Origin of the sequence: Pseudosporangium ferrugineum (assembly GCF_003002065.1) — a bacterium.
GTDB lineage: Bacteria > Actinomycetota > Actinomycetes > Mycobacteriales > Micromonosporaceae > Actinoplanes > Actinoplanes ferrugineus_A.
Genome location: NZ_PVZG01000003.1, coordinates 1 through 24,269, shown reverse-complemented (window position 1 = coordinate 24,269; position 24,269 = coordinate 1). Strand labels below are relative to the sequence as shown.

Here is a 24,269-nt window from a genome sequence, read left to right as displayed (position 1 = left end):
ACGACCACCATCGGAGAAGTTGAGTAGAAGCGAGGAGGCGACGGAGCGGTGATCGACGAGATCCTCTTCGAGGCCGAAGAGAAGATGGAGAGCGCGGTCGAGCACGCCAAGGAGGAGTTCGCCGCGATCCGTACGGGCCGTGCCACGCCGGCGATGTTCTCCAAGATCGTTGTCGACTACTACGGCGCGCCGACCCCGGTGACCCAGATGGCGTCCGTCGGGGTGCCCGAGCCGCGCATGGTGATCGTCAAGCCGTACGACCAGAGTCAGCTCGGCCCGATCGAGCGGGCGATCCGCGACTCCGACCTCGGGGTGAACCCCAACAACGAGGGCACCCAGCTGCGCATCCACCTGCCGCAGATGACCGAGGAGCGGCGCCGCGAGATGATCAAGGTGGCGCGGCACAAGTCCGAGGAGGGCCGGGTGGCGATCCGCAACGTGCGCCGCAAGGCCAAGGAGCAGCTCGACCGCCTGGTCAAGGACGGCGACGCCGGCGAGGACGACGGCCGCCGCGCCGAGAAGGAGCTCGACGACGTCACCCACCGGTACGTCTCGATCGTCGACGAGCTGGTCAAGCACAAGGAAGCCGAGCTGCTCGAGGTCTGATGTCGTCGTACCCCGAGCCCCGCGGCGGGCATCCCGGCAGCCGGGCGTCTGATCCCTCCGACGCCCCGGCGCCGTACGCCGGACCTCGATCGCCCGCCGCCGGGTTCCCGGACGGCGCGCCCCGCCCCGGAGGCATCTGGGGCGCCGCGCCCCCGGACCCGTCCTGGTTGCAGGGCCCGGGGACCGCCGCCGAGAACCGGGAGGCGGTTCCGGAGCCGGCGTGGGCGGCGCCCACCGCCGCGACCTCCACCTCGCAGGCCGAGTGGGAAGTGACCGCGGCGGAGACGACGCGGCGTGGCCCCGGCAAGCGCCGGGCGGGACGGGACGGTAAGCCGGTGCCGGCGAAGCAGAGCGGCAGGGCGGGCCGGAACCTGCCGGCGGCGATCGCGGTGGGCGTCGGGCTGATCCTCGCGGTGCTCGTCTCCATGGTCGTGTGGAAGCCGGCCTTCCTGGGCATCATCGGGCTCGCCGTCAGCGTCGGCATCTGGGAGATGGTCCGCGCCCTCAAGGTCACCGGCGCCCGGCCCCCGCTGGTCCCGCTGATCGGCGGCGGCCTGCTGATGACCGGCCTGGCCTGGTACGCCGGCTCCGACGCGCTGGAGCTGGGCCTGGCCGCGACCCTGCTCGCCGCGCTGGTGTGGCGCTTCAGCGAGCACAAGGCGGGCTTCCGGCGCGACCTCGTCGCCGCCGCGCTGGTCGCCGTGTACGTGCCCTTCCTGCTGAGCTTCGGCGTGCTGCTCGTGAAGCCGGACGACGGCGTCTCGCGCGTCCTGTGCACCCTGCTCGCGGTGGTGCTCTCCGACACCGGCGGGTACGCGGCCGGCGTCTTCTTCGGCAAGCACCCGATGGCCCCCACGATCAGCCCCAAGAAGTCCTGGGAGGGCTTCGCCGGTTCGGTCACCGCGGCCGCCGTGGGCAGTTCCCTGCTGCTCTACTTCATGCTCGATATCCCGTTCGGGTGGGGTCTGCTCTTCGGCGCCGTGATCTCGGTCTCCGCGGTCGTCGGTGACCTGGCCGAGTCGATGCTCAAGCGCGACATCGGGATCAAGGACATGAGCAACCTGCTGCCCGGCCACGGCGGGGTGATGGACCGGCTCGATTCGATCCTCTTCGCCGTACCCGCGGCGTATCTGCTGCTCTCGCTCATCGCGCCGCCGGGGTAGGCATGCGTTCCCGACGTGGGAGACTGGATACGCCATGACGATTCTTCCGGTCATTCCGACCAGCCCCGACACCCCGGACGCGGTGCCCACGCGCCGCCGCCCGACCATGCCACCGCGGCACCTCGCCGACCTCGACCTGGCCGGGCGCCGGGCCGCCGTCGCCGACCTGGGCGAGCCCGCGTTCCGGGCCAAGCAGCTCTCCACCCACTACTTCGGCCGGCTCGTGCGCGACCCCGAGGCGATGACCGATCTGCCCGCCGCGGCCCGCGCGCGGCTCGCCGGGGAGCTGCTGCCCACCCTGCTGACCCCGCAGCGGGAGCTCGCCTGCGACGACGGCGCCACCCGCAAGACGCTGTGGAAGCTGCACGACGGCGCGATGGTCGAGAGCGTGCTGATGGGCTACCCGGACCGGATCACCGCCTGCGTCTCCAGCCAGGCGGGCTGCGGCATGGCGTGCCCCTTCTGCGCCACCGGTCAGGCCGGGCTCACCCGCAACCTTTCGATCGCCGAGATCGTCGATCAGGTCGTGTATCTCGCGGGGGTCGCCGCCTCGGGCGCCGTCACCGGGTCGCCGCCGCGGCTGTCCCGGGTCGTGTTCATGGGGATGGGCGAGCCGCTGGCCAATTATCCGCGGGTGATCGAGGCCGTGCGCCGCCTCACCGCGCCCGCTCCGGAGGGGCTGGGACTGTCACAACGGCACATCACCGTCTCCACCGTGGGGCTGGTGCCCGCAATGCGGCGGTTGATCGCCGAAGAGCTGTCGGTGACCCTTGCGCTGTCCCTGCACGCCCCCGATGATGATCTGCGCGATGAGCTAGTGCCCGTCAACCAGCGTTGGAAGGTGGCCGAGGTGCTCGATGCCGCGTTCGACTACGCGGCGCAGACCGGGCGTCGGATCTCCATCGAATACGCCCTGATCAGGGACGTAAACGATCAGCCCTGGCGTGCCGACCTGCTTGGCAGGCTGCTGCACGGCAAGCTGGCGCATGTGAACCTGATCCCGCTCAACCCGACGCCGGGCAGCAAGTGGGACGCCAGCCCGAAGCCGGTCGAGCGCGAGTTCGTCCGCCGGCTGCGGGAGGCGGGTGTGGCGACCACGGTGCGCGACACCCGGGGGCGCGAGATCGACGGTGCGTGCGGCCAGCTGGCCGCAAGTGAGCTGACGGTGGTGGACGCTGGGGGCGCCGCCGCCGACGCGGAGGTGGCACGATGACTGGGCTCTGTTCCCAGCGGACGCGAATTTGGGAGACGTTGTGACGAGTCAGGGGCAGCGTTTCCGCCGTCGCGCACTGCGCCGCGGCTACAAGGTGGACGAGGTGGACAGCTTCCTCGACCGGGTGGAGGCCACCCTGGCCGGCGAGCAGGTCGGTGCGCCCGTCGGTGCCCAGGAGGTGCACGACGTCGTCTTCCGCGTACGGTTCGGCGGCTATGACGAGTGGCAGGTCGACCTGCACCTCGACCGGGTCGAGCGGCAGCTCGCCGAGTTCGAGGACCGTGGCGGCGGTCGCGCCCCCGACCCCCGGATGCAGCCCGAGCCGATGCGCGGCGGTCCGATGCCCCCCGAGCGGATGGGCGGCGGCGACCCCCGGATGAGCCAGGCGCTGGGCCGCTCCGCCCCGCCGACCGAGCGCCTCCCCGCCCCGGTCCGCGACGACCGCCAGTTCGCCCGGGACGACTACGCGCGCGACGACCAGTACGCCCGCGACCCGTACGCGCAGGAAGACCGCATGCAGCCGCAGCAGATGCCCCAGCGGCAGATGCCGGCGCCGGACCCGTACGGCGGCCGTTACGAGGAGCCCAGCTACGGCGGCCAGCAGATGCCGCAGCGCCCCCAGGCCCCGCAGGGCTACGACACGGGCGGCTACGAGCAGTTCGAGCCGGGCCGGCACGGCAAGGCGGACATGACCGCCGAGATCCGCATGCCGGAGCGGGACAGGGGCGGCTTCGGAGGCCCCGCCCCGATGAGCGCGCCCCCGATGAGCGGCCCGCCCATGGGTGGCCCGCCGATGGGTGGCCCGCCGCCGGGCGCGGGCGGCAACCCGGAGCTCTACCGCGTCGACCAGCTGCGCCGCACGTTCCAGCCCCGGCGCTTCGGCAGCGGCTACGACCCGGTGCAGGTGGACCGGCTGTTCGAGAGCATCCTGCAGGCGATGACCGGCCGCGGCCCGATGCCGGTGCCGGAGAACGAGCTCGACACGCTGCAGTTCGGGCTGGTCCCGGGCGGCTACTTCGAGGCCGAGGTCGACGCCGCGCTGCGCGAGGTGAAGGACATCCTGCTGCGCCGCCGCTGAGAAGAGCCAGGAACGGAAACGGCCCGCGCCCCGGAGGGGAGAGCGGGCCGTTGCGTTTGCGTGGCGGCTACTGGTCGTTCGGCTTGAGGCCGTTGCGGCGCAGGACGACGTCGACGAAGACGGCTCCGACGAGCAGCAGGGCCGTACCGATGATCCAGATGTTCTCGGTGTTGCCCTCGTGGTTGCCCCACAGGTAGAGCAACAAGACCGCGGCCGAACCCAGCGCGCCGATGCGGGCCCACTTGCGGTTGCCCGGCTTGAGCTGGTCAGGCGCGTAAACCGGCTCTTCTGCCACGACTCGGTCCTCCCGGAAAGAGCGATCACCTAACGGCCCCCAGTGTCGCACGGTGCCTCCGCGCGCGGCTCACCAACCCGTACCCGGTACCTTCGATGCCGTCGGAAACGTCGAAGGCCGAGGGAGTGACACGGTGCGGATCACGGGCACTGGGCATGCCAGCATGCGGATCGACACGGGCGCGGGAAGCATCCTGTGCGACCCGTGGGTCAACCCGGCGTACTTCGCGTCGTGGTTCCCGTTCCCGGACAACTCCCTGCTGGACTGGGAGACGCTCGGCGACGTCGACTACCTCTACGTGTCGCACCTGCACCGCGACCACTTCGACGCCGAGCACCTCAAGCGGTTCGTCAGCAAGAAGGCGACCGTGCTGCTGCCGGAATACCCGACCAGCCAGCTCGAGGACGAGCTGCGTGAGCTGGGCTTCACCAGCTTCTTCCGGACGAAGAGCAACGAGGTGCACGAGCTCGACGGCGGCCTCAAGGTCATGATCCAGGCGCTGATCAGCCCCACCGACGGGCCGATCGGCGACTCCTCCCTCTGGATCGAGCACGACGGCGTGCGCGTGCTCAACCAGAACGACGCCCGCCCCACCGACCTGCAGGTCTTCGCCGACCTCGGCCACGTGCACGCGCACATGCTGCAGTTCTCCGGCGCGATCTGGTATCCGATGGTCTACGAGCTGCCGCAGTCCGCGAAGACCGCGTTCGGCAAGCAGAAGCGCGAACGCCAGTTCGACCGCACGTGGCGCTACATCGACGACCTGAAGGCCGACCACGTCTTCCCGATCGCCGGCCCGCCGTGCTTCCTCGACGACGAGCTGTGGCAGTTCAACGACATCCACGGCGACGAGGGCAACATCTTCCCCGACCAGTCGGTCTTCCTCAGCGAGTACGCGAAGGTCGGCGGCACCAACGGCATCGTCCTGCTGCCCGGCAGCGTGACCGAGCTCTCCGCGCAGGACGCCGTCACCACCCACCCGGTGCCGGTCGACGAGTTCTTCGCGAACAAGAAGGCGCACCTCGAGGAGATGCGCGAGCGCAAGGCGCCGATCATCGCCGCCGAGAAGGCGTCGTGGCGGCACCCGGAGATCGACGTGCTGGGCGAGCTGAAGAAGCGCATCGAGCCGCTGCTGGAGGAGTCGATCTACCTCGCCAAGGGCGTCGGCGGCCCGGTCCGCTTCGACCTGGTCAGCTACGACGGCGACGCCGTGGAGTCGATCGTGGTGGACTTCCCCGGCAAGCAGGTGCGTCCGTACGCCGACGAGAAGGTCCGCTACCGTTTCCGCACCCAGCGCGAGCTGATCGAGCACCTCATCTTCATCGACGAGGGCGACTGGGTGAACTCGCTCTTCCTCTCCTGCCGCTTCTCCGCGGCCCGCATCGGGCAGTACAACGAGTTCGTCTACGCCTTCTTCAAGTGCCTCAGCGAGGAGCGCCTCCAGTACGCCGAGGGCTGGTACGACGAGCACGAGAAGGCGGTGGAGGCCGAGGACACCCAGTTCGGCGACTGGACCGTGCAGCGCCGCTGCCCGCACCTCAAGGCCGACCTGAGCCGCTTCGGCATCGTCGACGGCAACGTCCTGACCTGCCAGCTGCACGGCTGGAAGTTCGACCTCCCCAGCGGGCGCTGCCTGACCAGCGTCGGCCACAAGATCCGGGCGGAGAAGACAACTGCCTAGGAGCTTCAGGTCGTAGCTCGGTGGGTGGTGCTGACCGCAACTCCCGTCGAGGCCGGGCCGGGGCCCAGCATTCGCTGGCCCTGGCCCTTCATTCTGCGTGGGTGGGGAAAGTCCCTAGCGGAGGTCGCTGAGGATGCGCTTGGCGGCGTTGTGGCCGGCGGCGCCGATCACGCTGCCCGCCGGGTGGGCGCCCGCCGAGCCGGCGTACAGGCCGTCGAGGCCGGTGAAGTACGGCATGCGCTCGTCGAACGCCACGGTGTTGTCGACGTGGTGGATGTGCCCGCCGGTGATGCCGAAGTGCCGCTCGATGCCCGGCGGGGTGAGCGGCATCAGGTCGGCCACCAGCGCCGACGTGCCCGGGGCGTACCGGTCGCAGAGCTCCAGCAGGCGGTCGACGTAGCCGGGCAGCGCCTCGTCCCACGTGGTGCCGGCCAGCTCGTACGGCACCGACTGCACGAACAGGGCCGACGAGTGGTGCCCGTCCTCGTCCCGCAGCGACGGGTCGACGGTGGTGTGCAGATACCACTCGATGGTCGGCTCCGCGGGCAGGCGCCCGGCCTGCACGTCCGCCCACATCGCGCGCAGGGCGGCCATCGGGGAGTCCGTCTCGGAGAGCCCTCCCGTTACGGTGTTGCCCCGGTTTTCCGCCGCGGTCAGGCTCAGCCCGGCGGAGCCCGGCAGGAGGTGGATCGTCGAGCCGAACGGGGACGGGGCGTCCTCGGGCAGGCAGGAGAAGCGCGGCAGCCCGGAGAGCGCGAGGTTCAGCTTCAGCGTGGTGCCGGTGCGCTTGACCGACGCCATGCGCGAGGTCAGGGCCGCCGGCAGCGCGCCCTCGGGCACCAGGGACATCAGCTCGTACGGGTCACAGGCGCCGAGGACCACCCGGGCCGCCACGGTCCGGCCGTCGGCGAGGGCCACGCCGGTCGCCGCGCCCTGGGAGACGGTCACGGCGCTCACCGGCGTACCCGTGAAGATCTGGGCCCCGGCGGACCGTGCGGCGGACGCGAAGGTCCGGGAGACGCTGCCCATGCCGCCCGCCGCCACCATCCACGTGCCGTCCGATCCGGGCAGCCGGCACATGTTGTGGACCAGGAAGTTGTGGCCGGTGCCGGGGTCGTCCGGGCCCGCGTTGAGGCCGGAGAGGCCGTCGGTCACCGCGTACATGCTCATCAGCAGTTCGCTCTTGAACTGGAAGCGCTGGAGGTAGTCGGCGACCGAGCCGCGGACGAGGTCGATGAAGGTGCTCTGCAGCTGCGGCCGGATGTGGCGGTCGGCGATCTCCTCGACGGAGGCCGGCTCCTGGAGCCAGGCGGGGGCGAGGTCGGCGCGCAACGCGGCGATCTCGACCTGCATGGCCTCGTCCGCGGCGATGTCGCGCGGTGAGAAGAACCGCTCCATCTGGGCGCGGGTGGCGTCGCGGTCGGTGCCGAAGAGCAGGTACGGCGAGCCGGCACCGCCCGGCGTGGGCAGGAAGTAGTGCGGATCGCGGCGCAGCACGGGGATGTCGACGTCGAGCGTGGCCAGCAGCTCCGGCGGCATGAGGCCGAGCAGATAGGAGCCGGTGGACTGGCCCAGGCCCGGGACCTTGCCGAACGGATGCTCGGTGCGGGTGGCGCCGCCCAGCACGCCGGCGGCCTCCAGCACCACGACGTCGAGGCCGGCGCGGGCCAGCAGCACGGCGGAGACCAGGCCGTTGTGGCCCGATCCGATGATCACCACATCGGCACGTTCCGGCAGAGTGCTCATGGCCGCGAAGCTTAGCGCGCCAACTGGCGGACAGTTCGGGCCAATTCCACTTCGAAGAGCGGTTCCACGTCCGTCGTCGCCCAGGCCAGGTGGCCGAAGACCTCCATCGCCACGATGCCGTAGAGGCGGGTCCAGGCCGCCACGAAGAGGTAGACGACCGGCAGCGGGAAGCGGTCGCCGAAGGTCTCGGTGTACGGCCGGAGCAGCTCGCGCAGCGCGGCGTCGGGCAGGTCGTGCGGTTCCCCGACGTACGGGTGGTGCTCGTAGTGCTCGCCGAGCACCGCGAAGAACGTCTCGCCGAAGCGCGCGCCGGCGTCGACGATCGGCCCGCAGAGCCCGCTGAACGGGGTGACGCCGGGCACGGGGCTGCCGAACATCAGCGCGAATTCGGCGGGGTGGGCCAGCGCCCACCGCCGGAAGCCGCGTGCCATGTGCGCGATGCGGGTGAGAGCCTCCTCGCCGGCGTGGTCGGCCGCGATGTCCTGCACGGTGGTGCGCAGGTCCTCGAAGAGGTCTGAGACGATCGCGAGGACCAGGGCGTCCAGCCCGTCGAAGTAGCGGTACAGCGCCGGCGCGGTCAGGCCCACGTCGCGGGCGATGGCGCGCAGGGAGATCGCGGTGGGGCCGCCGGTGACCAGCAGGCGCCGGGCGGCGTCCTTGATGTCCGCGATGGTCTCCGCGCGCAACCGCTCCCGGCGACTGGGCGTGGCAGTCGTCATAGCGGGCGTCATAGCGCCTCCATTGACGTCGGTGAACGATGTTTGCAAGGGTAAACGCCGTTCACCGATTCGCGGATGATCTGTGGCGACTCTAGCGGCTCGCGGGGAGGCAGGCGAAATGTTCGGCTGGTGGGGCGGGGCCGTCGTACGGCTGCGCTGGTGGGTGGTCGCGGCGACGCTCGCCCTGGTCGTGGCCGGCGCCACCTGGGGAGCCGGCGTGTTCGGCGCGCTCACCGGCGGCGGCTACGACGACCCGGACAGCGAGTCGAACCGGGCGGCGGCCGCCATCGCCCAGCAGCTCGGCACGCGCGACCCCGACCTCGTCGTGCTCTGGTCCAGCGACACCGCCACGGTCGAGGACGACACCTACCGCACGGCCGTCGCCGACGCGGTGGCCCGCATCCGCGCCCGGCCCGAGGTGGCGCAGGTCGCCGCGTACACCGACCCGCAGGCGCCGCCGGTCCTGGTCAGCACCGACAAGCGGGCCACGTACGCCGCCGTGCACCTGAGGGCCGCGGACGAGGACGGCAAGATGGCCGCCTACCACCGCATCGAGGGGGACTTCGCCGCGCCCGGGCTGCGCACCCAGGTCGGCGGGCTCGTCGCCTTCACCGACCAGGCGAACACGCAGACCGAGGAGGACATCACCCGCGCCGAGATCTTCTCCCTGCCGGTGCTGTTCATCCTGCTCGTCCTCATCTTCCGCGGCCTCGTCGCGGCCCTGTCACCGCTGGTCATCGGCGGCGTCGCGATCCTCGGCGCGTTCCTGGCCGTGCGGGCGCTGACGTATCTCACCGACATCTCGGTCTTCGCGATCAACGTCATCACGCTGCTCGGGCTCGGCATGGCCGTCGACTACTCGCTCTTCGTGGTCAGCCGCTTCCGCGAGGAGCTGGCGCACGGCCGTGACGTGCCGGCCGCGATCCGGATCACGGTCGCCACCGCCGGGCGTACGGTCATGGTCTCGGGCCTGACCATCGTCCTGGCGCTCTCCAGTCTGCTGATCTTCCCCCAGCCGTTCCTCGGCGGCCTGGCGATCGGCGGCATGGCCGCCGTGCTGGTCGCCATGCTCGCCGCGCTCACCGTGCTGCCGGCGGCGCTGTCCCTGCTCGGGCACCGCATCGACAAGCTGCGCATCCCGCTCCCGTCGCGCAAGCGCGCCGGCGCCGGCGGGGGATGGGCCAGGCTCGCGCACAGCGTCATGCAACGCCCCATCCTGTACGTCGTGGGCGTGCTCGCCGTGCTCGTGGTGTTCGCCGGGCCCTTCCTGCGCGTCCAGTTCGGCGGCTTCGACGAGCGGGTCCTGCCGCCCGGCTCCGCGGCCCGCGTCGTCGGGGAACGGCTCGACGCGGACTTCCCCGGCGGCGGCGAGGACCCGATCACCGTGCTGGTCACCGGCCCCGCCGCCGGCCTGCCCGAGCGGATCGGCGCCCTGCCCGAGGTCACCGCCGCCACCGTGACCGCCGCCCGGGGCGACGCCACGCTGATCACGGTCACCTACCCGGCCACCCTCTCCGGCGCGGAGTCCCGGGAGATCGTCTCCGGCATCCGTGACCTGTCCCCGCCGGCCGGCGCCGAGATGCTCGTCGGCGGGCGCCCGGCGATCGACCTGGACCTGCTGGAGAGCCTCGCGGACCGGCTGCCCTGGATGGCGCTGATCATGGCGACGGCCACCATGGTGCTGCTGTTCCTCGCGTTCGGCTCGATCCTGCTGCCGGTCAAGGCGGTGCTGATGAACCTGGTCTCGATCGGCGCCTCCTTCGGCGTGGTGGTCTTCATCTTCCAGGAGGGCCACTTCGAGAGCCTGCTGCGCTTCGAGTCGACCGGCTACATCGAACCCAGCAACATGATCCTGGTCCTGGCGGTCCTGTTCGGCCTGGCCACCGACTACGAGGTGTTCCTGCTGTCGCGCGTCCGCGAGGAATGGGATGCCCGGCAGGACAACACCGCCGCGGTGGCCACCGGCCTGCAGCACACCGGCGGCATCATCACGGCCGCCGCGCTGCTGCTGATCACCGTCGTGGCCGGCTTCGCCACCGGCGGCGTCACCGTCATCAAGACCATCGGCGTCGGCATGATCGTGGCCATTGTGGTCGACGCGACCCTGGTCCGGGCTTTGCTGGTCCCGGCGACGATGCGCCTGCTGGGCCGATGGAACTGGTGGGCGCCGGGGGTGCTGGGCCGCTTCTACGCCCGCTACGGCATCCACGAGACGCCGCCCGCCCCGGACGCCCCGGCGCGGCCCGAGTCGGTGTCCGCCTGAGGGCACCCTGCGGCGACTGCTGACACCTCCGGATTCGCGGCGGCGGCGTTCTGCTCGCCGTTGCCGTCGCCGCGGGACCGCTGGTACGCACTCGCGCTCTCCGTAGCGGCGAACCCGGCCAGCAGGATCACGTGGAACAGGTACAGCCACAGCCCGACGGCCACCACCCCGCCGATCTCGGTGAACCCGCCGAACGGCGCTCCCAGATCCAGGGGCAGCGAGCAGAACAGCACGAACCCGTGCAGGAAGCCGGACAGGTTCGCGGCGGTGAACGAACCCACGAGCACCGTCGCGAGCCACTCCCGCCGGCCGGGCGCCACCCCGCGGTACACCCAGATGACCACCGGGGTCAGGACCAGCCAGGCGGCCAGGAAGGACAGGACGACGCCGGCCACCGAGTACCAGCCGCCGCGTACCCACAGGCCGCTGGTCACCGGCAGGGCCAGGAACAGGGCGAGCAGCAGGGCGGGGGAGGCGGCGAGCAACGGCAGCCAGAGCACCCGGCCACGCCAGCCCACCAGGGACTCCTCCCGCGGCTGCCGCTGCTTCACTTCGAGCCGGCCGGCCGGCCGGGTGCGCAGGCTCACGAACGCGCGGCGCAGGCCCTCGCCGTAGAGCGTGGCGGGCAGCAGGCTGGCCAGGGCCAGCACCGGCGTCAGCTGCAGGCCGGCCTCGATCAGCCGGGCCAGCGCGTCCGGCGCCCCGATCGCGTCCGGAAGGGCGGCGACCGCCTGCCCGGTGAGCTGCCGCACCCGCTCCGGCCCGGCCACCAACCCGGTGATCCACACCGCCAGCAACGCCACCGGCACGACGGCGATCCCGGCGTAGAACGTGATCGCGGCGGCATGCAGAGCAAGATCCCGTCCCCGCAACGGGCGGAACGTGACGGCCACCAGCCGGCGCAGGTTTCGCATCCCCTACCCATACCCACCCACCCGGCTTGTCCACAGGCCCGAGCCGTGACGACCCCGACTCTGGCACGATTCCCGCAGGAGGTGAGTTCCATGGCATCGACCCTCGCAGCGCCGTCCTTCGGCCATCTCGGCGTGCTCACCCGGCCGTGGACCGCGCAGCAAGCCCTCGACCTGCTGCCCGAGAACAACGGCCCGCGGGTCGAGGTGGTCGGCGGAAGCGTCGTGGTGAGTCCCGGCGCGGATTTCGACCTTCGTGACCGGGGCCCGTCGCTGGTGCTGCACGAGCTGGCCGACGGCGAGTATGTCCCCGTCGTGGCGGCGGCCGGAGGCGGGACGTTCGCGATGCGGGAGCCGTTCGCGTTCGAGATCGATCCGGCCGACCTGCTCGACGAGGAAGGCTGAGCGGAGGGGCCGTGGGGGCGTCCGGGAAGATGGCTGTCATGCGTGAGCTCGTGCTGCTCGGTTCCACCGGTTCCATCGGGACCCAGGCCATCGACATCGTCCGGCGCAATCCGGACAGGTTCCGGGTGGTCGCGCTCGGTGCCGGCGGCGGCAACGTCGAGCTTCTTGCCGCGCAGGCGCTGGAGCTGGGCGTGGACGTCGTCGGCGTGGCCCGGTCGAGTGTCGTGCAGGATCTGCAGCTCGCGTTCTACGCCGAGGCGCAGAAGCGGGGCTGGGCCACCGGCGACTTCAAGCTTCCCAAGATCGTGGCCGGGCCGGATGCGATGACCGAGCTCGCGCAGTGGCCGTGCGACGTGGTGCTCAACGGGGTGGTCGGCAGCCTCGGGCTCGCGCCGACGCTGGCGGCGCTGCGTTCCGGGCGTACGCTCGCGCTCGCCAACAAGGAGTCGCTCGTGGCCGGCGGCCCGCTGGTCAAGGCCGCGGCGACGCGGCCGGGGCAGATCGTTCCCGTCGACTCCGAGCATTCCGCGCTCGCCCAGTGCCTGCGTGGCGGCGCCGAGCGGGAGGTGCGCCGGCTGGTCCTCACGGCCAGCGGCGGCGCGTTCCGGGACCGGCGGCGCAGCGAGCTGGCGAACGTCACCCCGGACGAGGCGCTCAAGCATCCGACGTGGGACATGGGCCCGGTCGTCACGATCAACTCGGCGACGATGGTGAACAAGGGGCTCGAGGTGATCGAGGCGCACGAGTTGTTCGGTGTGCCGTACGACGACATCGAGGTGATGGTGCACCCGCAGTCGGTGCTGCACTCGCTGGTCGAGTTCACCGACGGGTCGACGCTGGCCCAGGCGAGCCCGCCCGACATGCGGCTGCCGATCGCGCTGGCGCTGGCCTGGCCGGAAAGGGTGCCGGAGGCAGCCGCCGCGGTGGACTGGACCCTCGCGCACACCTGGGAGCTGCGCCCTCTCGACGCCGAGGCGTTCCCCGCGGTGGAGCTCGCCAAGGAGGCCGGCCGCACGGGCCGCTGCCGTCCGGCGATCTTCAACGCCGCCAACGAGGAGTGTGTGGCCGCCTTCGTGTCCGGTCGGCTACCTTTTCTGGGCATCGTCGACACCCTGGCGGCGGTGCTCGCGGCGGCGCCCGGGCTGGACGAGCCGGGTACCGTCGATGAGGTGCTTGCCGCGGAGACCTGGGCGCGGTCCCAGGCACAGCGGATGATCGCGACTGCGGCTGAAGGAGCCTGATGCTGTATTGGTTGGGGACGGCGGCGTTCGCGCTCGCGATCCTGATCTCGGTGAGCCTGCACGAGCTGGGCCACATGATCACGGCCAAGCGGTTCGGCATGAAGGTGACGAAGTATTTCGTGGGCTTCGGGCCGACGATCTTCTCCTTCCACCGCGGCGAGACCGAGTACGGCCTCAAGGCGATCCCGCTCGGCGGCTTCTGCAAGATCGTCGGCATGACGCCGCAGGACGACGACGTCGCCCCGGAGGACCAGCCGCGGGCCATGTGGCGGTTCCCGGTGTGGAAACGCACGATCGTCATGTCCGCCGGCTCGATCACCCATTTCGTGCTGGCGATCGTGGCGACGTGGTTCGCGGCGGTCTTCGTCGGACTGCCCAACCCCGACCTGCCGCAGACCGCCGCGGAGGAGCGCGCGATCCCGGCGCGGATCTCGGTCGGCGAGTGCGTGCAACTGGTCGTCACCGACCAGCAGGGCTGCGCGCCGACCGACCCGAAGGCTCCCGCGGCGGTGGCCGGCCTCAAGAGCGGCGACATCATCACCAGCGTCGGCGGCAAGCCGATCCAGAACTACGGGGAGCTGACCGACGCCATCCGCGCGCTGCCCCCGGGCGAGGTCCCGTTCGGCTACACCCGTGACGGCGTGGCCGGCACCACGAAGGTCAACCTGATCTCCGCCCAGCGTGCGCCGCTCGACGACCCCGACGGCGAGGTCAAGCAGGTGGCCGTCGCCGGCGTGGGCCCGCGGCTCGACATGCCGGGGCTGGTCACGTACGGCCCGATCGACGGCGTGGGCGCCAGCTTCGACTACGGCTGGACCCTGGTGAAGGCGTCCTTCGCGGCGATGAAGCGCATCCCGGAGAAGGTGCCCGCGCTCTGGAATTCCATCACCGGCGACGAACGCGACCCCGACACCCCGATCAGCGTGGTGGGCGCGAGCCGGCTCGGCGGTGAGGCGATCGAGCGCGGCGTGCCCGAGATCTTCCTGATGATCTTCATCTCGCTGAACGTCTTCATCGGCCTCTTCAACCTGTTGCCGCTGCTGCCGGTGGACGGCGGTCACATCGCGATCGCCTGGTACGAGCGCGTCCGCTCGTGGATCTACGCTCGACTGAAGAAGCCCGACCCCGGGCGCGTCGACTACTACAAGCTCATGCCGTTGACCTACGCCGTCATCCTGATCGGTGGCGCGTTCACGCTGCTGACGATCACCGCCGACGTCGTCAACCCGATCTCGATCTTCTCCAGGTGAGTGTGAAATGACCGCAATCAGTCTCGGTATGCCCGCCGTACCCCCGCCCCCGCTGGCGTCCCGGCGCCCCAGCCGGCAGATCAACGTCGGTGGGGTGCTGGTCGGCGGCGGTGCCCCGGTCAGCGTCCAGTCGATGACCACCACGCTCACCGCGGACGTCAACGCCACGCTGCAGCAGATCGCCGAGCTCACCGCCTCCGGCTGCCAGATCGTCCGGGTCGCGGTCCCGTCGCAGGACGACGTGGAGGCGCTCCCCGCGATCGCCAAGAAGTCGCAGATCCCGGTGATCGCCGACATCCACTTCCAGCCCAAGTACGTCTTCGCGGCGATCGACGCCGGCTGCGCGGCGGTCCGGGTCAACCCCGGCAACATCCGCCAGTTCGACGACAAGGTCAAGGAGATCGCCAGGGCGGCCTCCGACGCCGGCACCCCGATCCGCATCGGCGTCAACGCGGGCTCCCTCGACAAGCGCCTGCTGGAGAAGTACGGCAAGGCGACGGCCGAGGCCCTCGTCGAGTCGGCGCTCTGGGAATGCTCGCTGTTCGAGGAGCACGGCTTCCGCGACATCAAGATCTCGGTCAAGCACAACGACCCGGTCGTGATGATCCGCGCCTACCGCCAGCTCGCCGAGCAGTGCGACTACCCGCTCCACCTCGGCGTGACCGAGGCGGGCCCGGCCTTCCAGGGCACGATCAAGAGCGCGGTCGCGTTCGGCGCCCTCCTCGCGGAAGGCATCGGCGACACCATCCGCGTCTCGCTCTCCGCCCCGCCGGTCGAGGAGATCAAGGTCGGCCAGGCCATCCTCGAGTCCCTCGGCCTGCGCGAACGCGGCCTCGAGATCGTCTCCTGCCCCTCCTGCGGCCGAGCCCAGGTCGACGTCTACACCCTCGCCGAGCAGGTCACAGCCGCCCTCGAAGGCTTCCCGGTCCCGCTCCGCGTCGCCGTCATGGGCTGCGTCGTCAACGGCCCCGGCGAGGCCCGCGAAGCCGACCTCGGCGTCGCGTCGGGCAACGGCAAGGGCCAGATCTTCGTCAAGGGCAAGGTCATCAAGACGGTCCCGGAATCGATCATCGTCGAGACCCTCGTCGAGGAAGCCCTCCGCCTGGCCGACGACATGGGCGCCGACCTCCCGGACGAACTCCGCGAACTCCTCCCCGGCCCCCAGGTCACGGTCCACTGAGGCTCGCGCAAGAAACAGACAAACCTTTTCCGGTACGGCGCGACAAGCCCGACAACCGCAGCACCGGCCCGAGCCCGCACACGGCTCCTGACGAAATCCGCCTGGCGTGCCCCGGTCCCGCCCGGGGCCGCTCCGGCCTCCCGTCCCTGCTTGCCCGCCGTCTCTGCTCGCCCGCCGTCTCTGCTTGCCCGCTGTCTCTGCCTGGCCGGGTGTTCTGCTTGGCGGGGCGTTCTGCTTAACCGGGCGTTTCGCCGCCCGGCGTCTTTGCCTCGTCTGTTGGCTCTGCCGGCCTGTTGGCTCTGGGCCGGCTCGGTTTGCTTCTCGCGTGGCCTCTCTCTTGGCCGCCGCCCTGCGCGTTCTGCCGGGTCCGCTGCTGACCGGTGGAGACGCTTGGCCGCTTCTCCGAGCACGTCGGCAAACGCAGAATGGGCGCACCGGATCGGTGCGCCCATTCGTCAGGCGGGTTACTCGCCGTCGGCGAGGATCGCGTAGAGCTTCCGCTTCGTCTCGTTGAGGATCTCGAGGGCGCGCTGGCGCTGCTCCGGCGTGCCGTTGAAGCCGACCTGGCGCAGGGCGCTCATGATCCCGACTGCCGCGTCGCGGAAGTCCTGGACCTGCGACATCGTGTCGTCGCTGAACTGGGCCCACGGCGGGTTCTCCGCGGCGGTCTGCGCCTCGGCGCGGCCGGCCTCGGTGAGCGTGAAGCGCTTGCGGCCGCCGGTGGCCTCGGCCTCGATCAGGCCCTCGTCCTCCAGCAGTTGGAGGGTCGGGTAGACGGAGCCGGGGCTGGGACGCCAGATGCCGCCGGTGCGGCTCTCCAACTCCTGGATCATCTCGTACCCGTGCATCGGACGCTCCAGCAGGAGCGCGAGCAGGGCGGGCCGGACGTTGGGCCGGCTTCCTCGCCCGCCGCGACGATGGCCGCGACCGCCGGGGCCCTCATGTCCCCAGCCCGGACCGCCGAAGCCGGCACCGCCCTGGCCGAAGGGGAACCCGGGCGGGAACCCGAAGTTCCGCATCCGAGCCTCGTGCAGGTGACGCAGGTGTTCGTGCCTCATGACTATCTCCGATCTGTTGTCGATAGTTAGACGATATATCGGCAACGTGTCGACGACAAGGGTTTCTTCAAACAGGCGGGGCGCGGAGGGCATGCGGGGGCCACCATCTGGCAATCTGATACCTGTGCTGACGGTGCCCATTCGCCAACTCGGGGAGCCCGAGCGCGCCACGGTCGAGCGGATCCTCGACCAAGACCCGTACGCCGGCGCCCAGATCGCCGAGCGCGTAGCCGCCCACGGCCTGAACTGGTGGCGCTCGGACGGCCGCATCTACGGGTACGGCCCCGGTCGCCGCGTCGAATCCCTGTGCTGGTCGGGCGCCCACCTGGTGCCGGTCTGCGCCACCCCGGCCGCCGTCGCGGCGTTCGCCGACCTGCTGGGCGCCGACCCCCGCATCTGCTCGTCGATCATCGGCCGCGCCGACGCTGTCCTCGACCTCTGGGACCGCCTCGGCGGCCACTGGGGCCCGGCCCGCGACGTGCGCCCCCATCAGCCCCTGCTCGTGGCGGACCGCGAGGCCCCGATCGCCCCGGACCCCGAGGTGCGCCTGGTCAACACCAAAGAGGTGGACCAGCTCTTCCCTGCCGCGGTAGCCATGTACACCGAGGAAGTCGGAGTCTCCCCCCTGCTCGACGACGGTGGCCGGGGCTACCGCCGCCGCATCGCCGAGCTGGTCCGCGGCAAGCGCGCCTACGCACGCTTCGTCGGCGACCGGGTGATCTTCAAGGCGGAGCTGGCCATCGTGACCCGGCGAACCACCCAGGTGCAGGGAGTCTGGGTGGACCCGGAATACCGCGGCCGCGGCCTGGCGGCGGGAGCGATGGCAGCGGTCCTCCGTGATGCACTGCGCCGGGTCGCTCCCACGGTGAGCCTGTACGTGAACGACTACAACGCCGCCGCCCGCCGGGTCTACGCGCGGTGCGGCTTCGTGCAGCAGGGCAACTTCGCGACGGTGTTGTTCTAGCGGTCGCTCACCGCGGCGGCCTCAAGGGTTGCTCACGGCGAGGGCTTCAAGGTTGCTCACCGCGAGGGCTTGAAGGTTGCTCACCGCTGGGCCTCAAGGGTTGCTCACCGCGGGGGCCTTAGGGGTCGCTCACCGCGGGGGCCTTAGGGGTCGCTCACTGCGGGCCTCAACGTTGCTTACCGCGGGGGCCTCGAGGGTTGCTCACTGCGGCGGCCTCAAGGCGGTGATCAGGGCTTTGAGCGCCGCGGGGCCTCCCTTCTCGAGCTCCGGCGTGGGAAGCAGGGCCATCACCGGCACCTTGACCCCGGCTTCGGCGTAGCGCGCGACGTGGAGGCCGCACTCCTCCGGGGTGCCGTGCACGATCAGCTGGTCGACCGCCTCGTCCGGGATGGCGGCGAGTGCGGCCTTGCGGTCACCGGCCGCCCACGCCTTCCACATCGGAGCGAGGACCGGTTCGCGGCCGAGCCAGCGGTGAAATTCCAGGTAGGCCGGCACGGTCAGGTAGGCGGCGATCATGCGACGGCCCACGGTGCGGGCATGCGCAGCGTCGGCCGTCGGGCACACGAAGATGCGAGCGACGACGTCGAAGCCCGGGTCGTCGGTCTTGGCCTCGGCGAGCACTCGGGGGAAGTCGGTCGCGGCGAGCCAGTTGAGGATCACCCCGTCGGCCTCGGCCGCCGCCAGCCTCAACATGCCGGGACGCAGCGCGGCAAGCAGGAGCTGCGGCGGAACGGCCGGCGGGCGTTCGAGGCGGAAGCGGCGGACCCGGAACGTCTCGTACGACTGGTCGACCGTCTCGCCGGCCAGCGCCGCCCGGAGGAAGCGAAGCATGTCTCTGCTCCGGGCGTAGGGCTGAGTGAACTCCGCGGCGTTCCAGTCACCCGCGACGACCGGTGAGGAGGCGCCGATCCCCAGCTGGAAGCGACCCGGCGCGGCCTCGGCGAGGGCAGCCGCGGTCATCGCCAGCAGACCCGGCCCCCGGGTGAAGACCGGGGCGATGGCGGTGCCCAGTCGGGCGCCGGGCTGCCAGGCGGAGGCGAGGGTGAGCGGTGTGAACGCGTCGGTGCCGTTCACCTCGCTCGACCACAGGTCGGTGAAGCCCGCATCGGTCAGCGCCCCGAACACCGCGGCGTGATCGACGAGCGGAACTCCGGCCAGCGGAACGGTCATGCCCCATCGCTTCAGCATGCTTCGATCCTGCCCGCCGGCCGCGGCTCGGTCCACCGTGCTCTCCTCGCGTTCGAGGTGGGAAAAATCCGAGGTGCCGTGAGGTCTGCCACCCCACCGTTCCACCGAGGACCATCGGGGGTAGGTTTTTGCACTGACCAGTCAGTGTAAAAGTGGGTGTTCGTTATGACGGTTCTCCGTGCCCGGGGCGCGGGCGTGCGCCACCGGCGCCGATGGCTCTTCCAGGACCTCGACCTCGACGTTTCGCCCGGCGAGGTCGCCGCGGTCGTCGGGCCGCCGGGAAGTGGCCGCACGACCATGCTGCTCGCGCTCGCCCAGCGGTTCCGGTTGTCGGCCGGCCGGGTCGACATCACGGGTACGGCCGAACTCGGCCACGTCCCGGGCGTCTCCGAACCGGAGTCCGTCCTGACCGTCGCTGAGCACGTCCGGGAGAGGATGCTGCTCACCGGGCGACGGCCGGGCGGGGAGACGGCTCTGCACGGCCTCGATCCCGCGGCGCGGGGCTTCGAGCTCAGCCCGTACGAGAGACAGGTGTGGGGTCTGGTTCTGGCCCGGATCTCGGATCCACAGGTGGTGGCGCTGGACGGCGTGGACGAGGGGCTCGACGCGGGGGAGCGGGAGGCGCTCTGGCGGCTGATCGGCGAGACGACGGCCGAGGGCGTCGCAGTGCTGATCACCGCCAGAGAGGTGGACGAGAAGCGGGTGTCCACTGTGGTTCGGCTCCACGGCCGCGACGATCGGGAAGGAGACGAGAAATGACCGCCAGCAGCCTTCGCCTCGCCGGCTTCGAGCTTCGCCGATTCTTCCGCGGTCGCCTTCCCGCCGCGGCTCTCGTCGTGGTCTGCGTGATTCCCCTGCTGTACGGCGCGCTCTATCTCGCCGCCTTCTGGAATCCCTACGGCCGTCTCAGCCACATTCCGGCTGCTCTCGTCGTGGAGGACGCGGCGGTCACCGCCACGGACGGCACCAGGGTGCATGCCGGCAAGGACCTCGCCGACGAACTGGTGGAGCGGGAGATCTTCGACTGGCAGGTCACCGACGAGCGGGGTGCGGAGCGCGGGCTGACCGACGGCCGTTATCAGCTGGCACTGCGAATTCCGCGCGACTTCTCCGCGAATCTCACCACCGGTCCGGACGCCGACGCGAAGCCACGCGCCGCCGAACTCCTCGTCATCAACGACGACGCCACGAACTACCTTTCCGGAGTCTTCTCGCGCACCGTCTTCGAGGAGGTCCGCGCCGCCGCCGCGCAGACCGCCCAGGCCGGCTACTTCGACAAGATGCTCATCGGATTCACGGATCTGAAGCAGGAGACCGAAAAGGCGGCCGACGGCGCGCATCAGCTCGATGACGGCCTGAGCGACGCCCATGAGGGCGCCGATCAGCTGGAAGGAGGCCTGACCGACGCGGAGCGGGGCGCGGGACAGCTCTCCTCCGGTCTCGGGTCGGCCGCACAGGGCGCGGACGACCTCGCGGACGGGCTCGCGGCGCTGCGGGCCGGCGCGGCTCAACTCGCCACGGGCACGCAGCAGGCAGCCGCGGGCGGACGCCGGCTCGCCACCGCGGTCGACTCCGCCGCTGACCGGGTGGAACCGGTGCTGCGGGACAACGCCCGGCTCATCGAGGACGCCGCCGACCAGGTCGCGCGCGGTGCCGACCTGCTGTCCCGCAACGTCGGCAGACTCGACGCCGCCGCCGACGACGCCGTGCGGAACGCGACGCGGCTGCGGGCGTACGTGGACGGCCTTCCCGGCGATACCCCGGGTGTCGACCAGGCTCGCGCGTACGCGGATGAGTTGGTCGATGCCGCGAAGCGGATGCAGTCCGCCGTCGACGACTCGGACCTGTCCGCGCTGAGCAAGCGCCTGCAGAACGTGGCAGAGACCGCGCGCAAGGTGGCGGAGGCCGCGCCGCACCTGGCCGACGACGTGGCTGCGGCGAGGGCGCGGGTCGACGACCTGGCCGACGGACTCGGCGACCTGGCGACCGGCGCGCAGCAACTGGACAAGGGCGCGGCCGACGCGCAGGCAGGCGCGGCCGACCTGCGAGGCGGCATTTTCCAGCTCGCGTCGGGGGCGCGCCGGCTGGACAACGGGCTGGACACGCTGTCCTCGGGTGGCCGCCGGCTCACCGCCGGGCTCGGCGACCTGCAGGGCGGCGCCTCCCGGCTCGCGTCGGGGCTGAGCGACGGCGCGAACCGGATCCCCGGGTACGGCGACGACCCCGCGGCCCGTGCAGACCTGCTCAGCGACCCCGTGCGGCTGGACCGGAACGTGCGCCACGCGGCCGCCACCTACGGCGTGGGGTTCGCGCCCTACTTCCTGGCCCTCGCGCTCTGGGTCGGTGCGATGATCACCTACATGGTCATGCGGCCGCTGAACCGCCGGTACGTGGTCTCGGGGGCGCCCGCGCGCCGGGTGGCCCTGGCCGGCTTCCTGCCCGCGCTCGCGGTCGGGCTGGTGCAGGCCGTGGTGTTGTTCCTGGTGGTGGTGTTCGGGCTCGGGCTGGGACCGGCCTCCCCGGTGGCGACCCTCGGGCTGCTGATGCTGACCGCAGCAGCGTTCGCCGCCGTCATGCAATTGCTTGGCGCGGCGCTCGGCCCGGCCGGCCGGATCGTGGCGCTCGCCCTGCTGATGCTGCAGCTCACCTCGTCGGGTGGGACCTATCCGGTGCAGACCACGCCGTGGTTCTTCCAGGCGATCCATCCCCTGCTCCCCATGACGTACGTCGTGGAGGCGTTGCGCCACACCATCGACGGAGGCCCGGCGGGTACGGTGGTCACCGGCGTCCTGGCCCTCCTCGGGTACGGGCTGGCCGCCCTGGCGCTGACCGTCGCGGTGGCCGGCCGCAAACGCCGCCTCACACACGGGGACCTGCATCCGGAGCTGGTGATCTGACAACTGTGGACGGACGTACCCGCCGGCGCGAGGACACCCGCCAACGCCTGTTCGAGGCGGCCGTGGAACTGATCGCCGAACAAGGCTTCTCGGCGACGACGGTGGACGACATCGCACTGCGCGCCAAGGTCGCCAAGGGCACGGTCTACTACAACTTCGCCTCCAAGACCGCGCTGTTCGAGGAGTTGCTGCGGCACGGCATCGGCCTGCTGACCGACGAGTTCCGTACGGCGGTCGCCGGCCTGCCTCCCCGCGAGGCAGTGGGCGCGCTCGTACGCGCCCAGCTCGAGTACATCCGGCGCTACCGGGCCTTCGCACAGCTGCTCCTCTCAGAGATGTGGCGGACGAACCGGGAATGGCAGCAGACGCTGATCCTGCTGCGCGAGCAGGCGATCGGCGTCATCGCGGAGACGGTCCAGGCAGGGGTGGACTCCGGCGACCTGCCCGAGGACCTCGACGTACGGGTGGCGTCGTCGGCACTGTTCGGCGTCGGCCTGGTCGTCGCGGTGGACTGGCTGGTCTTCCAGCCGGACCGTGCGATCGAGGACGTCGAGCAGTCCCTGCTGTCCATCGTCCGCCGCGTCGCCTGACGGGCCGTCGCTGCTCAGAGCAGGTGGGGTCGCGAGGACTCGTCGTCGGTGTGTCGCGCTCATGCCGCCTGGGCGGGCTCTGTAGGCGGGCTCTGTAGGCAGGCGGTGGCAGCCGACGGGTGCGGTCCGCTTGCTGCATGCGGTCGGTCGTTGTGCTGAGGGTGTCGCGCCGGCCACAAGTGCGTGATGGCCGCGTGATTCCGGTAGCACGACGGCGGAGCCGCAGCAGTTGCGAACCCGATCCGGGACGCCGACGAGAGCCTTCGAGCGGGCGTCATTGTTGAGTTGCGCGGTCAGGTCATTGTTTTGCTCCGGAGAGGATGACCAGGAGCGGCACCACTCGCTCGTCGGGCACGGTGTATTGCCCTCGGACGGAGGAGCGGAGCCAGCCGGCCGACACGAGCTGGCGCAGGTGGTGGTAGAGCTGGCCGGTGGTCCCGAGGGCTTCGTCGGCGGCCAGCTCGGTCGCGGAGCGGGCGCCCGCCAGCACGCGGCGCAGCAGCAGGAGGCGGATCGGGTGCCCGAGGGCGCCGAGTGTGCCGGCCCAGTCCGACCAGTCAGCCTCGAGCATGTCGTCCACCGCGGTGTCGTGCTGCCACTCGAGATGCTCGCCGGTCGGCAGGTTGACCATGCCGGTGAACAGCACCGCTCCGGCGTTGTCTTCGCCGACCACGTCGCGGAGGCCGTTCAGCGCCCAGAAGGTGTCAGGTGGCCGGGAGGGGGTGGGCGCCGGCTTCTCGTCCGCGGACCTGCCGATCAGCTCGGCGAAGCGACGTTCGAGCTCGGTGACCCGGCGCTCGATCGATGAGGTTGTGTCGTCTTCCATGACTCCACTATGATGGACTTACGTAAAATCGTCAATGTGGAGGTGCCGATGAGCCAGGCGACCGCAACAGCGAGCACCGCCCGTTCCAGGGTCGCCCCGAGCTGCGCCCGGCCGACGAAGAGCATGGTCAAGCCCAAGGCCCCACCGAGCGGCACGGTCAGGACCACGGCCACCGCCGCGAGTCGCCGGGCGGCCACGCGGAAGGCCGGCGAGAACGCCATGGTGGCCATGGCCGCCGCCAGGAGCACCATTCCCAGAATGCTCGCGGCGGCGTGCATGACGTCGCCAACGGTGGTGGGCTCGAACGGTGGCAAGGGGCAGCGATCCGTGCAGGGCACCGTCCCCGACGTGGCCGCGAAGACGGCGGCGCCGCCCAGCAGTGCCGCGAGCGGCCGGGAGAGCGGTCGCACCGTCAGCCCGAGCAGCGCAACTCCGACGGCCAGCACGATCAGCCCCCATCTGTACGCCGTAGCCCAGGGCGCGCTGGAGGTGCCCGCCTCGCTCACGTAGCCCTCCAGCCATGAACCCGGCGCCGCGATGAGCGTGAGCAGCATGATGAGCGCCCCTGAGAGCACCGTGAGGCCTGCGGCCGTTCCGCTGGCGCGAGTCGCGGCGGGATTCATGATCCGGACCATGGGCTCCAAGCTATCCCTGGAAGGAGGCGTCAATGCCGCCGCTCCTCGCCAGTTCGGACCCGCCTTCAGGTGGCGCTGCGGCTCACGTCGCGCCCAGGTCTCCACCCGTGCGGCCGGTGGCTCTGCCCGCCAGGCCTGCGGCTTGGCGGTCGCGCGTTATGTCGTGGCTGGGGGTGCAGGGCCGGTCTCCGGGCTGGGGTCGCGCGCTAAGTGGCACAGCCTGCGGGGTGGCTGGGTCTGCGGCGTGGCCGGCCTGTGGCGTGTCTGGTCTGCGGACGTGGCTGAGTCTGCGGGCGTGGCTGGGTCTGCGGGCGTGGCTGGGTCTGCGGGCGTGGCTGGGTCTGCGGGCGTGGCTGGGTC

Annotated in this window: 22 protein-coding genes; 14 read left to right on the top strand and 8 right to left on the bottom strand. The window is 71.2% G+C overall.

The window, feature by feature from the left end; all coding sequences use genetic code 11:
- Positions 1 to 48 precede the first annotated feature (48 nt).
- From frr to CLV70_RS07420, 4 genes are read left to right on the top strand one after another with little or no spacing between them, the layout of a single operon-like run.
- Entirely contained in the window at positions 49 to 606 is a 558-nt protein-coding gene (gene frr / locus CLV70_RS07435; RefSeq protein WP_106125668.1) for a ribosome recycling factor, read from the top strand.
- Entirely contained in the window at positions 606 to 1,769 is a 1,164-nt protein-coding gene (locus tag CLV70_RS07430) for a phosphatidate cytidylyltransferase (RefSeq protein WP_106125667.1), read from the top strand. Before frr ends, CLV70_RS07430 begins: the two co-directional genes overlap by 1 nt.
- Positions 1,770 to 1,803: 34 nt before the next feature.
- Positions 1,804 to 2,982 (top strand): dual-specificity RNA methyltransferase RlmN, encoded by a 1,179-nt coding sequence (rlmN, locus tag CLV70_RS07425; RefSeq protein WP_106125666.1) that lies wholly within the window; start codon positions 1,804 to 1,806, stop codon positions 2,980 to 2,982.
- 40 nt (positions 2,983 to 3,022) lie between these two features.
- Positions 3,023 to 4,060, top strand: coding sequence for a DivIVA domain-containing protein (locus tag CLV70_RS07420; RefSeq protein WP_106125665.1), 1,038 nt, complete (start codon positions 3,023 to 3,025; stop codon positions 4,058 to 4,060).
- Between the two features lie 67 nt (positions 4,061 to 4,127).
- Here CLV70_RS07420 and CLV70_RS07415 read toward each other — a convergent pair whose 3' ends face one another.
- Positions 4,128 to 4,355, bottom strand: coding sequence for a DUF2631 domain-containing protein (locus CLV70_RS07415; protein ID WP_106125664.1), 228 nt, complete (start codon positions 4,353 to 4,355; stop codon positions 4,128 to 4,130).
- A gap of 133 nt (positions 4,356 to 4,488) precedes the next feature.
- Here CLV70_RS07415 and CLV70_RS07410 point away from each other — a divergent pair, with 133 nt between their 5' ends.
- Positions 4,489 to 6,036, top strand: a complete 1,548-nt coding sequence (locus CLV70_RS07410) for a Rieske 2Fe-2S domain-containing protein (RefSeq protein ID WP_106125663.1) — start codon at positions 4,489 to 4,491, stop codon at positions 6,034 to 6,036.
- 114 nt (positions 6,037 to 6,150) lie between these two features.
- On the opposite strand, the gene CLV70_RS07405 is transcribed toward CLV70_RS07410, so the two are convergent.
- Positions 6,151 to 7,782, bottom strand: a complete 1,632-nt coding sequence (locus tag CLV70_RS07405; protein ID WP_106125662.1) for a phytoene desaturase family protein — start codon at positions 7,780 to 7,782, stop codon at positions 6,151 to 6,153.
- An 11-nt stretch (positions 7,783 to 7,793) separates the two neighbouring features.
- Positions 7,794 to 8,501, bottom strand: coding sequence for a TetR/AcrR family transcriptional regulator (locus CLV70_RS07400; RefSeq protein WP_158277728.1), 708 nt, complete (start codon positions 8,499 to 8,501; stop codon positions 7,794 to 7,796).
- 118 nt (positions 8,502 to 8,619) lie between these two features.
- On the opposite strand from CLV70_RS07400, the gene CLV70_RS07395 reads away from it, so the two are divergent.
- A complete protein-coding gene (locus CLV70_RS07395) occupies positions 8,620 to 10,764 on the top strand; it encodes an MMPL family transporter (RefSeq protein ID WP_106125660.1) in 2,145 nt (714 codons plus the stop codon).
- On the opposite strand, the gene CLV70_RS07390 is transcribed toward CLV70_RS07395, so the two are convergent.
- A complete protein-coding gene (locus tag CLV70_RS07390) occupies positions 10,698 to 11,678 on the bottom strand; it encodes a YhjD/YihY/BrkB family envelope integrity protein (protein ID WP_106125659.1) in 981 nt (326 codons plus the stop codon). The two genes, CLV70_RS07395 and CLV70_RS07390, sit on opposite strands and share 67 nt — an antisense overlap.
- A 90-nt stretch (positions 11,679 to 11,768) precedes the next feature.
- Here CLV70_RS07390 and CLV70_RS07385 point away from each other — a divergent pair, with 90 nt between their 5' ends.
- From CLV70_RS07385 to ispG, 4 genes are read left to right on the top strand one after another with little or no spacing between them, the layout of a single operon-like run.
- On the top strand, positions 11,769 to 12,080 hold the full coding sequence (locus CLV70_RS07385; RefSeq protein ID WP_106125658.1) for a hypothetical protein: 312 nt from the start codon (positions 11,769 to 11,771) through the stop codon (positions 12,078 to 12,080).
- Positions 12,081 to 12,109: 29 nt separating this feature from the next.
- A complete protein-coding gene (gene dxr, locus CLV70_RS07380; RefSeq protein ID WP_106125657.1) occupies positions 12,110 to 13,321 on the top strand; it encodes a 1-deoxy-D-xylulose-5-phosphate reductoisomerase in 1,212 nt (403 codons plus the stop codon).
- Entirely contained in the window at positions 13,321 to 14,571 is a 1,251-nt protein-coding gene (locus CLV70_RS07375; RefSeq protein ID WP_106125656.1) for a M50 family metallopeptidase, read from the top strand. The genes dxr and CLV70_RS07375 overlap by 1 nt, the downstream gene beginning before the upstream one ends.
- 7 nt (positions 14,572 to 14,578) lie before the next feature.
- Positions 14,579 to 15,751: a flavodoxin-dependent (E)-4-hydroxy-3-methylbut-2-enyl-diphosphate synthase gene (ispG, locus tag CLV70_RS07370; protein WP_106125655.1), complete on the top strand. Its 1,173-nt coding sequence runs from the start codon at positions 14,579 to 14,581 to the stop codon at positions 15,749 to 15,751.
- A 464-nt stretch (positions 15,752 to 16,215) separates the two neighbouring features.
- On the opposite strand, the gene CLV70_RS07365 is transcribed toward ispG, so the two are convergent.
- Positions 16,216 to 16,809 carry a PadR family transcriptional regulator gene (locus tag CLV70_RS07365; RefSeq protein WP_106125654.1) on the bottom strand — a complete coding sequence of 198 codons (594 nt, stop codon included), beginning with the start codon at positions 16,807 to 16,809 and terminating at the stop codon, positions 16,216 to 16,218.
- Positions 16,810 to 16,933: 124 nt separating this feature from the next.
- On the opposite strand from CLV70_RS07365, the gene CLV70_RS07360 reads away from it, so the two are divergent.
- Positions 16,934 to 17,773, top strand: coding sequence for a GNAT family N-acetyltransferase (locus CLV70_RS07360; RefSeq protein WP_106125653.1), 840 nt, complete (start codon positions 16,934 to 16,936; stop codon positions 17,771 to 17,773).
- A 201-nt stretch (positions 17,774 to 17,974) separates the two neighbouring features.
- On the opposite strand, the gene CLV70_RS07355 is transcribed toward CLV70_RS07360, so the two are convergent.
- A complete protein-coding gene (locus CLV70_RS07355) occupies positions 17,975 to 18,943 on the bottom strand; it encodes an LLM class F420-dependent oxidoreductase (protein ID WP_106125652.1) in 969 nt (322 codons plus the stop codon).
- A gap of 183 nt (positions 18,944 to 19,126) precedes the next feature.
- Here CLV70_RS07355 and CLV70_RS07350 point away from each other — a divergent pair, with 183 nt between their 5' ends.
- From CLV70_RS07350 to CLV70_RS07340, 3 genes are read left to right on the top strand one after another with little or no spacing between them, the layout of a single operon-like run.
- Positions 19,127 to 19,720, top strand: coding sequence for an ABC transporter ATP-binding protein (locus tag CLV70_RS07350; protein WP_106126042.1), 594 nt, complete (start codon positions 19,127 to 19,129; stop codon positions 19,718 to 19,720).
- A complete protein-coding gene (locus CLV70_RS07345; RefSeq protein ID WP_106125651.1) occupies positions 19,717 to 21,858 on the top strand; it encodes a YhgE/Pip domain-containing protein in 2,142 nt (713 codons plus the stop codon). Before CLV70_RS07350 ends, CLV70_RS07345 begins: the two co-directional genes overlap by 4 nt.
- Before the next feature lie 5 nt (positions 21,859 to 21,863).
- Positions 21,864 to 22,448, top strand: coding sequence for a TetR/AcrR family transcriptional regulator (locus CLV70_RS07340; protein WP_106125650.1), 585 nt, complete (start codon positions 21,864 to 21,866; stop codon positions 22,446 to 22,448).
- A 298-nt stretch (positions 22,449 to 22,746) separates the two neighbouring features.
- Here CLV70_RS07340 and CLV70_RS07335 read toward each other — a convergent pair whose 3' ends face one another.
- Together CLV70_RS07335 and CLV70_RS07330 are read right to left on the bottom strand one after the other, a co-directional pair.
- Positions 22,747 to 23,274, bottom strand: coding sequence for a helix-turn-helix domain-containing protein (locus tag CLV70_RS07335; RefSeq protein ID WP_106125649.1), 528 nt, complete (start codon positions 23,272 to 23,274; stop codon positions 22,747 to 22,749).
- The gene (locus CLV70_RS07330) at positions 23,205 to 23,909 is read right to left on the bottom strand and encodes a DUF998 domain-containing protein (RefSeq protein ID WP_106125648.1); all 705 of its coding nucleotides are present in this window, start codon (positions 23,907 to 23,909) and stop codon (positions 23,205 to 23,207) included. Before CLV70_RS07330 ends, CLV70_RS07335 begins: the two co-directional genes overlap by 70 nt.
- Between the last annotated feature and the right edge of the window lie 360 nt (positions 23,910 to 24,269).